We start from the raw sequence: 14,388 nt of genomic DNA on the forward strand, positions 1-14,388 counted from the left end.
GTTAGGATTAAATATTTATGACCTCTCTTTTTTATGCTTTAAAATAAGTATATTATGCCTTAAAAAGGGAAGAATTACAAAATAGTGTTTACATATTAATTATGATAATAATAATTGGTATCGAGGTGAAAAGTTTATGAAAGAAATATTACATTTAGGAATTGATATAGGGTCGACCACTATTAAGCTTGTATTATTAGATATGAAAAACAACATTATTTATAGTAAATATGAAAGACATTACTCTAATATAAAGGAAGCTGTAGTTGTCTTTATAAAAGAAGTTTTTAAGAAATATAAAGATTATAATATTACAGTAATGATAACAGGATCTAGTGGATTATCATTGTCAAAGCTTTTAGGAGTATCTTTTATTCAAGAAGTTATTGCTTGTACAGAAGCGGTTGAAACCTTTATGAATAATACGGATGTAGCAATAGAATTAGGTGGAGAGGATGCAAAAATAACATATTTTGAAGATAGTTTAGAGCAACGTATGAATGGAGTATGTGCTGGTGGCACAGGGGCTTTTATAGATCAAATGGCTACATTACTTGAAACAGATGCTAAAGGATTAAATGAATTAGCCCAAAATTATAAAATAATCTATCCAATTGCTGCAAGGTGTGGAGTTTTTGCAAAAACTGATATACAATCTCTTATAAATGAAGGAGCTGCCAAGGAAGATATAGCTGCATCTATATTTCAGGCTGTTGTAAACCAGACTATAAGTGGGCTTGCTTGTGGAAAGCCAATAAAAGGAAAGGTCGCATTTTTAGGAGGGCCTTTATACTTTTTATCAGAGCTTAGGGAAAGGTTTATTGATACTTTGAAATTAAAGGAGGAAGAAATATTATTTCCACAAAATCCTCAACTATTTGTAGCTATTGGCGCAGCTATTGAATCTAAAAAAGAGAAAGTTATAACATTTGAAGGATTGTTAAAAGCTATTGATAGCTTAGATAACAGTGATAATATAGCTACTTCATATACATTAGAACCATTATTTGAAAATGAGAAGGAATTACACAATTTTAGACAAAGGCATTATGGCTGCAAAGCCAAGAAGAGAGATATAACTACATATGAAGGAGAAGCTTTTTTAGGTATAGATGCTGGTTCTACAACTACTAAAGCTATACTAATAGATAATGAAGGGGCTATTTTGTATTCTTTTTATGGTAGTAATAAAGGTAATCCTATGGAAATTACTATAAACATATTAAAGGATATATATAGTAAAATCAATGAAAAAATAAAAATTGCTAAAGTCACTGTTACTGGATATGGGGAAGCACTTATAAAGTCAGCTTTAAATATTGATATTGGAGAAGTTGAAACTGTTGCACACTATAGAGCAGCAAAGCATTTTTTAAAAGATGTAGACTTTATTCTTGATATAGGAGGTCAAGATATGAAGTGCATCAAGATAAAAGATGGAGCAATAAACTCTATTCAATTAAATGAGGCATGTTCATCAGGTTGTGGTTCTTTTCTCGATATGTTTGCACAATTTCTAAATATGAACATTGAAGATTTTTCAAAAAAGGGTTTGTTATCAAAAAATCCAGTGGATTTAGGATCAAGATGTACTGTGTTTATGAATTCTAAAGTTAAGCAAGTCCAAAAGGAAGGCGCTGATATTGGAGCTATATCTTCTGGATTATCCTACTCTGTTATAAAAAATGCCCTTTACAAAGTTATAAAAATAAAAAGACCAGAGGATCTTGGAGAAAAAATTATAGTTCAAGGAGGAACTTTTTATAATGAATCTGTTTTAAGAGCCTTTGAAAAAATTACTGGTAAAGAAGTTATAAGACCTGATATTGCGGGTCTCATGGGAGCCTTTGGAGCTGCTCTTATTGCAAAAGATAAATACAATGAAAATGAGATTTCTAATGTTTTAGGAGAATCTGAGCTTAAGAATTTTAAAATGTCAAATGAATTTAGACATTGTGGATTATGTAGTAATAATTGTTTACTTACTGTAAGCAAATTTTCTGATGGCAGAAAGTTTATTTCTGGCAATAGATGTGAAAGATGTACAGGATCTAATAAGAATGGGAAAAAAGCACCAAATTTATTTGATTACAAATATAAAAGAATTTTTGGATACCAACCTCTTTCAATAGAAAAAGCAACAAGAGGGGAAGTAGGTATACCAAGAGTTTTAAATATGTATGAAAATTATCCTTTTTGGTATACTTTTTTTACAGAACTAGGCTTTAGGGTAGTATTATCTCCTAATTCTACAAAGAAAATTTATAATGAGGGTATTGATACTATACCATCAGAATCTATTTGTTATCCTGCCAAAATTGCTCATGGGCATATAGCAAGTCTTATAAAAAAAGGCTTGAAATTTATATTTTATCCATGTATTTCTTATGAGAGATTAGAGGATAAGAGGGCAGATAATCATTATAATTGTGCTATAGTAATTTCTTATCCAGAGGTTGTTAAAAATAATATTATATCTTTGAGAAGTAAAGATATAATATATAAAAACCCATTCTTAAATTTTAATGATATAAAATCAATGAAGAAAAACTTATATGAGGAGCTAAAAGTATTTGATATAAGTCAAAAGGAAATAAGTTTTGCAATTGATAAAGCCTATGAAGAAATTGATAAGGTTAAAGAGGATATAAAAAATAAAGCATTAGAAATATTAGAGGATTTAGATAAAAATAATGGAAAAGGTATTGTACTAAGTGGCAGACCCTATCACTTAGATTTAGAAATAAATCATGGGATAGCAAATATGATATCAGAAGAAGGATTGGCAGTCTTTACAGAGGATTCTGTAGCGGATTTAGTTGAAATTCCAAGACCATTAAGAGTATTAGATCAATGGACCTATCATTCAAGAGCATATAGAGCAGCGCAGTTTGTAGGTACTAGAAAAAACTTAGAGTTAATTCAATTAAATTCTTTTGGATGTGGACTAGATGCCATTGCTACAGATCAAGTACAAGAAATATTGGAGACCTTTGGTAAAATATATACACTTTTAAAAATAGATGAGGTTAATAATTTAGGCGCAGCTAGAATTAGAATTCGTTCTCTTAAAGCTGCCATGGATAATATAAATAAATCCCTAATTTCCAATTCAAAAAATATTAAATCAATTAAACCCTATGATAAAACTATATTTACAAAAGAAATGAAAGAAAAACATACAATACTTTGTCCTCAATTTTCACCAATACATTTTGAACTGTTGGAAGTTGCTTTTAAAAGCTCCGGATATAATTTGAAAGTATTACCTACAGTTAATCCACATATTATAGAAGAAGGATTAAAATATGTAAACAATGATACGTGCTATCCTGGAATTGTAGTAGTAGGTCAAATTATAAGTGCACTTAAGTCCGGGAAGTATGATTTAAATAATAGTTCTGTAGTGATTTCTCAAACAGGAGGTACTTGTAGAGCATCTAACTATATTGCTCTTATAAGAAAAGCATTAAAAGATGCGGGATATGAAAAAATACCAGTTATATCCATAAGTGCTCAAGGAATAGAAAATAATCCGGGATTCAAAATAACATTACCAATGATTAATAGAGCATTAATGGCATTATGTTATGGAGATATGCTTTTAAAAATGACAAATAGAGTAAGACCCTATGAAAAAATAAAAAATTCAACAAAATTACTTTATTTGAAGTGGTTATATAGATGTAAAAATAATGTATGTAATGGAAGTTTTAAGGAGTTCAAAAATATTACAAAAGAAATGATAAATGATTTTGATAGTTTGGAAATTAAAAATGTAATTAAGCCAAAGGTAGCAGTAGTTGGAGAAATCTTCTTGAAGTATAATAGTTTAGCAAATAACAATATTATAGGAATATTAGAAAAAGAGGGAGCAGAAGTAATAATACCAGATTTAATGTATTTTCTATTATATTGCTCCTATAATCAGAAATTTAAATATGAGAAGCTAGGCGGAAACTTAAAAGATTTCTTAGGGGGCAGATTGGCTATCAAATATATAAAACTTTATTCAATAGAAATGAAGAGAGCACTAAGGAATAGTAAAAGATTTATGGCACCACAAGGAATTGAAAAATTAGCTAAAGGAACGGATGATATTTTATCTCTTGGGAATCAGGCTGGAGAAGGATGGTTATTAACAGCAGAGATTGTTAAATTATTAGAATCTGGAGTTAATAATATGATTTGCATACAACCTTTTGCATGTTTACCAAACCATGTAATAGGCAAAGGCATGATTAGGGAAATTAAAAGAAGATATTCTTATCTAAATATTACCCCAATAGATTATGATCCTGGGGCTAGTGAAGTAAATCAATTAAATAGGATAAAACTTATGCTTTCCACTGCGATTAAAAATCTAGAAAAATTAGAAAAGAACAAAAAAGATAAAGTGGAAATAAAAAATAAGAGATTTAGCTAATAAAATTTTAAATAAGGAAATTAAATAGTAAGGAAGGACATTAACATAAAAGAAACCTCCCTTACTATTATTAATTATATTACCTTTTCAATTTTTTTATTATTGGAAAGAGAAGGTGCTTTTATAAATTCAGTTTTTAAACTTTTCCTTAGAGATATCATTGCAATTATCATTATAAAAGCAAAGGGAAAGGCTGCTATTACAGAAACTGTTTGAATCATGTCTAACCCTCCAGCTATTAGAAAAACAACAGTTAAAGAAGCCTGAAGTATTCCCCAAATGAACTTTTTAGAGGTTTTAGGATTTAAGTCTCCATTAGAGGAAAGCATACCTAATACAAAAGTTGCAGAGTCCGCTGAAGTTACAAAGAAAGTTCCTAAAAGCATTATAGCTATTAAGGAAATGATATATCCAAAATGATATTCATTCATAACAACAAAAAAAGCTGTTTCGGCTCTTTTAATTGCAGTAAGTGCAACAGCGTGACTTACATTAAAGCCCATAGTTCCAAATACGGCAAACCATATAAAGCATATTATTGATGGAACAAATAATACTCCTAGTAAAAACTCTTTTATAGTCCTTCCTTTAGAAATTCTAGCTATAAATATTCCTACAGGAGGAGCCCAAGCTATCCACCAGCCCCAATAGAATATAGTCCATTTTTTATACCAATCACCAGTAACAAATATATTATTATTATCTATTAGTAGTTCTTTTGCATAAACTCCTAAGCCTTTAAATAAATTTTTATTTATATCTAAAGTAGGACCTATTAGTATTACGGATATTAATAAAATTGCTGCTAATAACATATTTAAGTTAGATAAGGCTTGAATCCCTTTATTAAGACCTGAAGATGCAGAAGCTATAAAGCATATAGTAACTAAAATTATTATGATAAGTTGAACCATAATGTTTTCAGGAATATTAAATAAATAGTTTAAACCTGCATTAATTTGAAGTGCACCAAGTCCAAGAGAAGTAATTACTCCTGCTACAGTTGCAAATATAGTAAAAATATCTATTGTATTTCCAATCCATCCGGAAGCTTTTTTTTCACCAATCAGAGGTATTAATAAACTACTCATTAGAGCTGGCTTATCTTTTCTAAATTGAAAATAAGTTAATGCTAGGGCTAGAATAGCATAACAAGACCAAGCTGAAATCCCCCAATGTAGAAATGATTTTGTCATAGCAAAGGTTTTTGCTTCTTCTGTAAATCCTTGCAAATTAAATGGATGAATATAATGATTTAAAGGTTCTGCAACTCCCCAAAAGATTAAGCCTATGCCCATACCAGCACTAAAAAGCATTGTAAACCAAGAAATTAAACTATATTCTGGTTTTTCATTATCCTTTCCTAATTTTAATTTTCCATATTTACTAAAGGCTGCCCACATGCAAAAAATAAAAAAAGATAGCATAACCAGTATATAAAACCAAGAAAACCTATCCAATAAGAAATTTAATATATTTTTAGTGGATTTTGCAAAAGCATCAATATTAAAAAAAGCCAATGACAATAGAAGTAATAAGCTTATAATTGATACATAAAAAACCTTTTCTTTTTTTAATTTTTGAATCATATAAATCCTCCTATAACTGACAACTTATAAAATATGCAAGTATGTCAGATTGTGATTCCCATTATAGCATACAAGCTTAAAATTGTAAAATTTACTAAATTTATTTTTAAAATCTTTAAAATTTTGAGTTTATATGAAATCAATGTATAATTATAGTATTATCTGTTATTTAATTGGCTTTAGCTGGAGTTTTTTAGGAAACTAAATTACTTCTGATGAAGGTTAGAAGAACTCAGCCAGGATCATGCTTACTTTTATTCTATCTTATAGAGGATGGAGCTTATAGATAGCAGGTGAATTTTTTAATATAATTTAAATAATAGGAACATAAGGAGAAGGATTATGGAAAATACAGATACTCCCAAATATATGAAAATAGCAATAGATATAGCTCAAAAGATTTATAATAATGAATTTAAGGTAGGGGAAAAAGTTAGAGGAAGATCCACACTTTCGAGCAAATATAATGTATCTCCAGAAACTATAAGAAGAGCTGTTTCATTGCTTAAAGATATGCAGGTAGTAGAGGTTACAGAAAAGAGTGGCATATATATTAAATCTGTTGAAAATGCATATTTATTTATACATAGATTTAATGCTAAAAACAATGTTAAAGAACTTAGACAAAAAATAAAATCTCTCAAAAAGGAAAAAAATAAACTTGAAAGAGAAATAGATAAATATATGGACTTAATTTTGGAAAATTCTATTCAATTTGAAAATATAAATTTAGAAGATGCTTATGAAATAGTTATATATTCAAATTCTTATATAGTAAATAAAACTATTTCTGATACAGAGTTTTGGAAACATACTAATGGAACTATAATATCTGTAAAAAGAAAGGATAAAATGTATATATCTCCAGGACCTTATTTTAGATTTGAAGCAGGGGATATTGCAAGAATCATATGTAGCGAAGATGATTTAAATAGAGCCAAAAATTATATACAGCAGGGAATAAACTAAGACTATTTTTAAGTATTCAATTTGACTTTAAAGTATAAATTGGGTTTATAGTGATATATAATATAAAATAGTAAGTAAAAAATATTTATAGGATTCTAGGAGGTATATTATGTCAGTAAATTTTACATTAAATTTAGAAGAATCTATGGAGCATTTACATAAAAAAGGTGCTTTTTTAACAGGTAGTGTAAATGGTAAAGTAAATACAATGACTATATCTTGGGGAAACATAGGATTTCAGTGGAGAAAACCTGTTTTTATAGCTTTAGTTAGAGAAAGTAGATATACTAAAGAATTTATAGACAAAAGTAATGAATTTACAGTAACAATCCCCTTTGATGATACTATGAAGGAAGCATTAGCTTTTTGTGGATCAAAGTCAGGAAAAGAATTTGATAAGATAAAGGAATGTAATTTAAAATTAAGAGATGGCGATAAAGTAGATACTCCAGTTATACAAGGTAATGGGATGCACTATGAATGTAAGGTTATCTATAAACAACCATTAGATTTAAAAGCTATGGATAAAGAATTAGTAGATACATTTTATAATGATGGAAATAATCATGTTTTATACTATGGCGAAATTTTAAATTGCTATAAATTATAATATATTATTTTTCTTAAGCTGTTGATAAACATATTTTATCAATGGCTTTTGTTTTTTATTTAAAGAGTTAAAAATAATTTTATACTATACAATAGAATATATTGAAATTTTTAAATTTTGGTTAATTTATATATATAGTATTTAAATAGGTATAATAATAATTATATAATTATTATTGATTAGCATATATTCTTAAGAATTCATTAAAGTATAAGAATTCTATAATATTTTAAAGATAATTATATGAAAATTAAAATTTTAGTTAAAGAAAGGGAATAGTTATGTTTAAATCAATACTTATAATAGACTGCCAAAATGATTTCATATCAGGTTCACTGGCTTGTGATAATGGAGAGCTAGCTGTTAAAAACATTATAAATTTATTAAATATAAATAAAGATTTAAAAGTATTTTACTCTTTAGATTGGCATAGTGAAAATAATAAATCTTTTAAAATAAATGGTGGTATATGGCCAGTACATTGTGTAGCTGATAGATTTGGTGCTAAATTAGAGAAGAGTTTTTATAAAGAATTACAACATAAAAATCATTCACCTAATAATAAAAAAATATTGTTTTCAAAAGGAAAAAATGATTATATAGAAGAATATTCAGCCTATGAAGGAGAAAATATTTTAGGTAATAAGATCAATGAAGTATTAGATAAGGATGTAATTGTATGTGGTATAGCTTCTGAGTTTTGTGTTAAAGAAACGGTAGAGGACTTAATTAGAAATGGATTTAATGTAGAATTATATGTAGATGGGGTAGGTTATGTAAATAAAAAAGAGCATGAAAAAACTTTAAATAATTTAAGAAAGCAGGGAGCTAAATTTATTTAAAGTATAATTTTTAAAACTTAGGTTAAAAATTTGACTAAGAGGATATTATAAAAGTATCATTAATATTTATAGAGCTTTCCCCAATTTAATTTAAATTAATATAATAGCAATATATAAATACAAAAAATAATACTATAGAAAGAAGATGAATCTTAAATGTATATTAATACAATAACATCAGAAGAAGCTAAGAAAATGATAGATGAAAGAGAAGATATAACAATTTTAGATGTAAGAGGCGAAAGTGAATATAGAGAAGGACATATAAAAGGTAGTAAATTAATACCACTAGAATTTTTAGAAGCAAATGTTGAAGATGAAGTACCAGATAAAAATTCTACAATTTTTATATATTGTAGAAGTGGAAAAAAAGCTAAAATTGGATGTGAATATTTAAAGGAGTTAGGTTATGACAATGTATATGATATGGGTGGAATAATGGATTGGCCCTATGAAATAGAAAATTAGTTTTTTAGATTTATTTATAATGAGTAGTGGGTATATACAAAAATATATACTAAAGTTTAGGGAGGACATAATTTAATGGCATACACAATAATAGATATAATAGATAATTTAATAGATATTGAGAAAAAAGGCTTTAGTATATTTAGAGAAATAAGTAATAACTGTAAGGATCCTAGAGTTTCAATAGTTTCTAAAACTATTTCTAATCAAGAAAAGAAGCACACACAATATTATGAAAATCTTAAAAAAGATATAGATGCATTAGATAAAGAAGATATAGATTTTTCTGTATATGATAAAATATCCTCTAGAATGCAACAATTTAAAACATCCAGGACTGTACCTGTAGTAACAGATATAAAAGAGTTAATAAATTTCGCTAGAGATTTTTCAAAAGAAAATTTAGCATTATTGGTAGATATACAAGGACAATTAATAAGAAAAGAAATAGATACTAATATGCTAGCTTATAATATTATAGGAAAAATAATAAAAGAACAAGAAAAACATTTAGAATTACCAAAGCCATTTTATAAGTAGTTTTAAAATACAAATGTGGTATAATATTGTTTATATATTTTAATTTAAATATATGTTATAAACGATAGATAGTAATTAAAAAAGGAAGCCCCCTAAAAGTAGGATAATTATTTTTGAACCTATGATTAGGAGGCTATTTTTTATAATATAGCAACTAACTTATCAACAATGTTTATAAATATCAGAAAGAATGTTTAATATTAATAACAATAGCCATAATTATTAATAAATAGTTTTTAAAATTTATTAGAAAAGATAGCATAGGAGGAGTTTGTTTATGATTATTGATAAAGACCAAATAAAGAATATGAATCCATACATATTACTTAGTTTAGTGAATACTAAATTAAGAGATGAATTTGAAAATTTAAAAGATTTTTGTAAAACCTATGATCTTAAAGAAGATGAAATTATAACTAAAATGAAAACTATAGACTATAAGTATGATAGTGAAATAAATCAGTTTACAAGCATTTAAAATAAAAAATGAAATTTTAATATCTTATTTTTTATAAGTTTATTGAGAGATTAAAATAAAATTTTTAGCTTTTATTAAATTTTTTACAGTTTATAAAGTCATATAAGATCTAATATTATTAGGATTTTTTGATTTTATATATTTCATATTATAAAATATAGTTAACGTATGCTTTAGAAGGAGTAAAAATATGCAACTATACAAAATAAATAATTACAAAGTAATAGCTAAAAATTTTTATAGAGAAAGAAATATAGTTAAAACTTTAGAATTCTATAATAAAGCTTATAATACTCCAATGGGTTCAAAAGATATAGAACTATTATTGGATATGGCTCTAGTATATGATGAATTAGAGGAATATGAAGAAGCTGAAAAAAAGTATAAAGAAATATTAAAAGTTGATCCAAAAGATTCTAGAGCTTTCTATGGATTAGCTATAATCTATGATAATAAAGAAGAATATAAGAAAGCGATAAAACTATATGAGAAGGCTATAGAATATGATAAAAATTATAATAGGGCCTACTTTTTCTTAGCAGGAGCTTATGATAATATAGGAGAAAAAGAAAAGGCTATAGAATGTTATGAAAAAGTAATATCTTTGGATGAAAAGGATTTTTGGAGTTATGTAAATTTAAGCTCTATATACGAAGAAATAGGTTCCTTAGAAAAAGCTTTATATATGGCGGATAAAGCTTTGGAATTGTATCCTAATCATTATATGCCTTTATTTAATAAGGGCGTTGTGTATAAAAAACTAAATAAATTAGAAGAATCTATATCAAATTATAAATTATCTATAGAAGATAATGAAAATTACTCTTATAGCTATTTGAATTTAGCTGTTATATATAAAGAATTAAAGGATTATAAAAAAGCTATAGATATAATAAGTAAAGGGATATTAAACAATACAGAGGAAGGATTTCTATACTATAATAGAGCTTGTTATTATACTTATTTAGAACAATATGAAAAAGCCATAAAGGACTTATACAAGTCAGTAGAATTGTATCCTGGATTTGTTAAATATATAAAAGAGGATGAAGAATTACATATACTAAAAGATAGAAAAGACTTTATGAATTTAATTAAATAAAATTAACTTACTAAGGCTTAATTAAAAATTGGCAAATATAAAGAAAGCACTTATATAAATTTAAGTAAGAAGAATTTAAGATATTATGATTGTAATTACAATAGTATAATAATTATATTTAATACAGTATATTTTATGTAGAAAGGGAAGGAATAAATATTTATGAAATTACTAGAAGATAAAATATTAAAAGAGGGCACATTATTAGAGGAAAATATACTTAAAGTAGATAGTTTTTTAAATCATCAAATGGATGTAAAATTATTTAATGAAATAGGGAAGGAATTTAAAAGAAGGTTTGAAGGATATAATATAAATAAAATATTAACTATTGAGGCCTCAGGAATAGGTATTGCTACTATAGTGTCTCAATATTTTGATTTTTGTCCTGTGGTTTTTGCTAAAAAGGTAGATGCAGCAAATATGGACAAAGATACCTATGAATCAAAGGTACATTCTTTTACTAAAAATAAAACTTATAATGTAAGAGTATCTAAAAAATACATAAATGAAGGAGATAAAATACTTCTAATAGATGATTTTTTAGCCAATGGTTGTGCGGCTTTAGGATTGATAGATATAATAAAGCAAGGAGGAGCAGAACTTGCAGGAGTAGGAATTGTTATAGAAAAAGGATTTCAAAAGGGTAGAAAAGAACTAGAAAAGGTGGGGGCTAAAGTGGAATCTTTAGCTATATTAGATAAAATAGAAAATGGTAAGGTATATTTTAAATAAATATTAACTTATTATATCATAAAAATCATATTTAAATATATGTTAAAAATAAATATGATTTTTGATTAATATGTTAAGAAAATGATAAATATGCTCTAATATTATTTAATATAAGCTTTATTAGTGATAGAATATATTTATATGTATATATTATTATAGTAAGCTAAGAAAAGTTAAAGTTATAATTATTATTAAATAATTATAACTTTAAATTTAAATTGAGAATTAGTATAAAATCTAAGTTAAAAGCTGAAATCTTAAAATAAATGTAATTTATATATTCTAGAAAGGAAGAAAAAAATGAGTGAAATTATAAATTTTAATGATTTAAAAAATAAAGCAACAGACAAAGATCTAGATAAATTTGAGCAGTATATGTATAGTTTGTATAGTTCAGTAGTACAAGGCACATTAACTATGTCTGACTTTATGGAAAAAATACAAGAATATATGGGAAAAAACAATATATCTCAAGAAAAGTTCGTAAACATACAAAAAAAATTAATGGAAAAATATACTGAAGCCTATGGCATAAATTTTAAAGACGTAGAAAAACAGATGAAAGATCTAGGCGTAGATGTAAAAGGCTTAGGATTAAATGTAGAAAATTTTAGCTATGATAATGTTAAAAAAAATATAAGCTTTCATGAAAAATACAATGCAAAACCAGTAATGAAACAAGTTACAGAATATCATATTAAAAATGATAAAAATGATGTTAAAGTAGAATTAATAGGAGAAAATGTATTTCTTAAAAGTAGTAAAAAAATAGATTTAAAGGATACTGAATTAAATGAATTTTTATGTTCTTACAAAAAACTTTTTCATGATAAACAATTATTTATAACTGTTTGTGAAAGTATAACTAGTTATAATTATTAGTATAAAAAACGTATTATTATTTTGGTATAATAATAGGTAGATAAGTAATAAATGGAAAACCAATAGTTTTATAATATTAAAAACAAGTTTAATAATATAAAAGTAACACTATGAATTTCATTGATTTTGATGAATTTTCATAGTGTTTTTAATTAAATAAATTAAGATATATTTCAGCTTATAAGTTTTAGTTATAGTTGGAAATCTAACTATAATTATTTTTTATTTTAAAATATAAATTAAATATCGTAAAATGTAAAATATAATAAATACAGAATTCAAAACTATAAATGAAAAAGGGGTGTAAAAGTGAAAAAAAATTTTAAAGGAATAGTGTTATTGCTATTCGGTATTATGATGTTTACATTAATAGGTTGTACTAGTAATCAAAAAACAGAGAAGAAGGAAGAGAGTACTTCTTTAGTAAAGGAAATTAAAACAGATGAATTAAAGAAAAATATAACATCCAAGGAATGGGTAGTATTAGATACTAGATCTAATGATGCTTTTAATGGCTGGAAATTAGATGGAGTAAAAAGAGGTGGACATATAAAAGGTGCTACTGATTTTTCAGCAAATTGGCTAAAAGTAGAAGATACTGAAAAGAATAAAGAAAAAAGATTAGAAGAGTCTTTAAAAAATAAAGGTATCACAAAGGATAAAAATGTAGTTTTATATGATGCTAATGGAAAAGATGCAGAAGAAGTAGCAAAATATTTAAATAAAAAAGGAATAACTAAATTATATAAATATGATGTTAAAGAATGGGCAGAAAATGATAAACTTGCAATGGAAAGTTATCCTAATTATCAAATGTTAGTACCAGCTAGTTGGGTTAATGATTTAATAAATAATAAAAAACCAGAAACTTTTAAAGGAGATAAATATAAGGTTTTTGAAGTGAGCTGGGGAGATGAATCTAAAGCAGAAGATTACAAAAAAGGACATATTAAAAGTGCTGTACATATAAATACAGATGAAGTTGAAAAAGGACCAGTATGGAATCGTCTACCAGATAAGGATTTAGAAAAGTTTGCTAAAAATAATGGTATTACAGCAGATACAACAGTAGTGTTATATGGAGCAGATTCTATGCCTTCATTTAGAGTAGCAGCAATATTAAAATATATGGGCGTTAAAGATGTAAGAGTTTTAAATGGTGGTACAGCTGCTTGGACTAGTGCTGGATATGAGCTAGATACAAAATCAAATAAGAAAACACCAGTAGATTCTTTTGGAGCAGCAGTACCTCTAAATAAAGGCTATATAGTAGATTTACCTGAAGCTAAAGAAATATTAAAGGATAAAGAAGGAAGTAAACTTGTTGATATAAGAAGTTGGGATGAGTTCATTGGAAAAACTTCAGGCTATGATTATATAAAAGCAAAGGGTCGTCCAGCTGGAGCCGTATGGGGACACGCAGGATCAGATAGTTCACATTTAGAAGATTTTAGAAATGTAGATAATACTATGAGAAATCCATCAGAAATATTAGCCATGTGGGAAAAAGAAGGCATAAAACCAGATCAAAAATTATCTTTCTATTGTGGAACTGGTTGGAGAGCAGCCGAAGTTTTAATATACGCTGATGTTATGGGATTAAAAAATATATCTTTATATGATGGTGGATGGAATGAATGGAGCGCAAATAAAAATAATCCAATAGAGGTAGGAGAACCATCTAAAAAATAGTAACTATGTATCTATAATAATTTTAATTAATAAAAGAGTGTGTCTTAGAATAAAT

At 26.3% G+C, this 14,388-nt stretch carries 12 protein-coding genes; 11 read left to right on the plus strand and 1 reads right to left on the minus strand.

Going from position 1 to position 14,388, the window contains the following annotated elements; genetic code table 11:
- Window positions 1–136: 136 nt before the first annotated feature.
- Window positions 137–4,426, plus strand: coding sequence for an acyl-CoA dehydratase activase-related protein (locus tag ACYUDJ_RS09110; RefSeq protein ID WP_460289546.1), 4,290 nt, complete (start codon window positions 137–139; stop codon window positions 4,424–4,426).
- A 74-nt stretch (window positions 4,427–4,500) separates the two neighbouring features.
- Here ACYUDJ_RS09110 and ACYUDJ_RS09115 read toward each other — a convergent pair whose 3' ends face one another.
- Window positions 4,501–6,015, minus strand: coding sequence for a BCCT family transporter (locus tag ACYUDJ_RS09115; RefSeq protein ID WP_003487231.1), 1,515 nt, complete (start codon window positions 6,013–6,015; stop codon window positions 4,501–4,503).
- Between the two features lie 342 nt (window positions 6,016–6,357).
- Here ACYUDJ_RS09115 and ACYUDJ_RS09120 point away from each other — a divergent pair, with 342 nt between their 5' ends.
- The 10 genes from ACYUDJ_RS09120 to ACYUDJ_RS09165 all read left to right on the plus strand — a co-directional run bounded on the left by ACYUDJ_RS09120 (window position 6,358) and on the right by ACYUDJ_RS09165 (window position 14,333).
- Window positions 6,358–6,984, plus strand: coding sequence for a TrkA C-terminal domain-containing protein (locus ACYUDJ_RS09120; RefSeq protein WP_003487229.1), 627 nt, complete (start codon window positions 6,358–6,360; stop codon window positions 6,982–6,984).
- Between the two features lie 109 nt (window positions 6,985–7,093).
- The gene (locus tag ACYUDJ_RS09125; RefSeq protein WP_003487227.1) at window positions 7,094–7,594 is read left to right on the plus strand and encodes a flavin reductase family protein; all 501 of its coding nucleotides are present in this window, start codon (window positions 7,094–7,096) and stop codon (window positions 7,592–7,594) included.
- A gap of 281 nt (window positions 7,595–7,875) precedes the next feature.
- Window positions 7,876–8,436, plus strand: a complete 561-nt coding sequence (locus ACYUDJ_RS09130) for an isochorismatase family protein (RefSeq protein WP_003487225.1) — start codon at window positions 7,876–7,878, stop codon at window positions 8,434–8,436.
- 156 nt (window positions 8,437–8,592) lie between these two features.
- Window positions 8,593–8,904: a rhodanese-like domain-containing protein gene (locus tag ACYUDJ_RS09135; RefSeq protein ID WP_003487223.1), complete on the plus strand. Its 312-nt coding sequence runs from the start codon at window positions 8,593–8,595 to the stop codon at window positions 8,902–8,904.
- Between the two features lie 75 nt (window positions 8,905–8,979).
- On the plus strand, window positions 8,980–9,444 hold the full coding sequence (locus ACYUDJ_RS09140; RefSeq protein ID WP_003487220.1) for a hypothetical protein: 465 nt from the start codon (window positions 8,980–8,982) through the stop codon (window positions 9,442–9,444).
- Between the two features lie 277 nt (window positions 9,445–9,721).
- On the plus strand, window positions 9,722–9,922 hold the full coding sequence (locus ACYUDJ_RS09145; RefSeq protein WP_003487218.1) for a DUF4250 domain-containing protein: 201 nt from the start codon (window positions 9,722–9,724) through the stop codon (window positions 9,920–9,922).
- A 190-nt stretch (window positions 9,923–10,112) separates the two neighbouring features.
- Window positions 10,113–11,024: a tetratricopeptide repeat protein gene (locus ACYUDJ_RS09150; RefSeq protein WP_003487216.1), complete on the plus strand. Its 912-nt coding sequence runs from the start codon at window positions 10,113–10,115 to the stop codon at window positions 11,022–11,024.
- A gap of 162 nt (window positions 11,025–11,186) precedes the next feature.
- Window positions 11,187–11,759: a xanthine phosphoribosyltransferase gene (locus ACYUDJ_RS09155; protein WP_003487213.1), complete on the plus strand. Its 573-nt coding sequence runs from the start codon at window positions 11,187–11,189 to the stop codon at window positions 11,757–11,759.
- Window positions 11,760–12,059: 300 nt separating this feature from the next.
- Window positions 12,060–12,641: a DUF3867 domain-containing protein gene (locus ACYUDJ_RS09160; protein WP_003487211.1), complete on the plus strand. Its 582-nt coding sequence runs from the start codon at window positions 12,060–12,062 to the stop codon at window positions 12,639–12,641.
- A 309-nt stretch (window positions 12,642–12,950) separates the two neighbouring features.
- Window positions 12,951–14,333, plus strand: coding sequence for a sulfurtransferase (locus ACYUDJ_RS09165; RefSeq protein WP_080333504.1), 1,383 nt, complete (start codon window positions 12,951–12,953; stop codon window positions 14,331–14,333).
- The last annotated feature ends 55 nt before the right edge of the window (window positions 14,334–14,388 follow it).

The sequence above is a fragment of the Clostridium sp. CTA-6 genome (genome assembly GCF_054768115.1).

Excerpts from the sequence above, each read along its gene's own strand:
- ACYUDJ_RS09110 (WP_460289546.1), top strand. The coding sequence starts at position 137 with ATGAAAGAAATATTACATTTAGGAATTGATATAGGGTCGACCACTATT.
- ACYUDJ_RS09115 (WP_003487231.1), bottom strand. The coding sequence starts at position 6,015 with ATGATTCAAAAATTAAAAAAAGAAAAGGTTTTTTATGTATCAATTATA.
- ACYUDJ_RS09120 (WP_003487229.1), top strand. The coding sequence starts at position 6,358 with ATGGAAAATACAGATACTCCCAAATATATGAAAATAGCAATAGATATA.
- ACYUDJ_RS09125 (WP_003487227.1), top strand. The coding sequence starts at position 7,094 with ATGTCAGTAAATTTTACATTAAATTTAGAAGAATCTATGGAGCATTTA.
- ACYUDJ_RS09130 (WP_003487225.1), top strand. The coding sequence starts at position 7,876 with ATGTTTAAATCAATACTTATAATAGACTGCCAAAATGATTTCATATCA.
- ACYUDJ_RS09135 (WP_003487223.1), top strand. The coding sequence starts at position 8,593 with ATGTATATTAATACAATAACATCAGAAGAAGCTAAGAAAATGATAGAT.
- ACYUDJ_RS09140 (WP_003487220.1), top strand. The coding sequence starts at position 8,980 with ATGGCATACACAATAATAGATATAATAGATAATTTAATAGATATTGAG.
- ACYUDJ_RS09145 (WP_003487218.1), top strand. The coding sequence starts at position 9,722 with ATGATTATTGATAAAGACCAAATAAAGAATATGAATCCATACATATTA.
- ACYUDJ_RS09150 (WP_003487216.1), top strand. The coding sequence starts at position 10,113 with ATGCAACTATACAAAATAAATAATTACAAAGTAATAGCTAAAAATTTT.
- ACYUDJ_RS09155 (WP_003487213.1), top strand. The coding sequence starts at position 11,187 with ATGAAATTACTAGAAGATAAAATATTAAAAGAGGGCACATTATTAGAG.
- ACYUDJ_RS09160 (WP_003487211.1), top strand. The coding sequence starts at position 12,060 with ATGAGTGAAATTATAAATTTTAATGATTTAAAAAATAAAGCAACAGAC.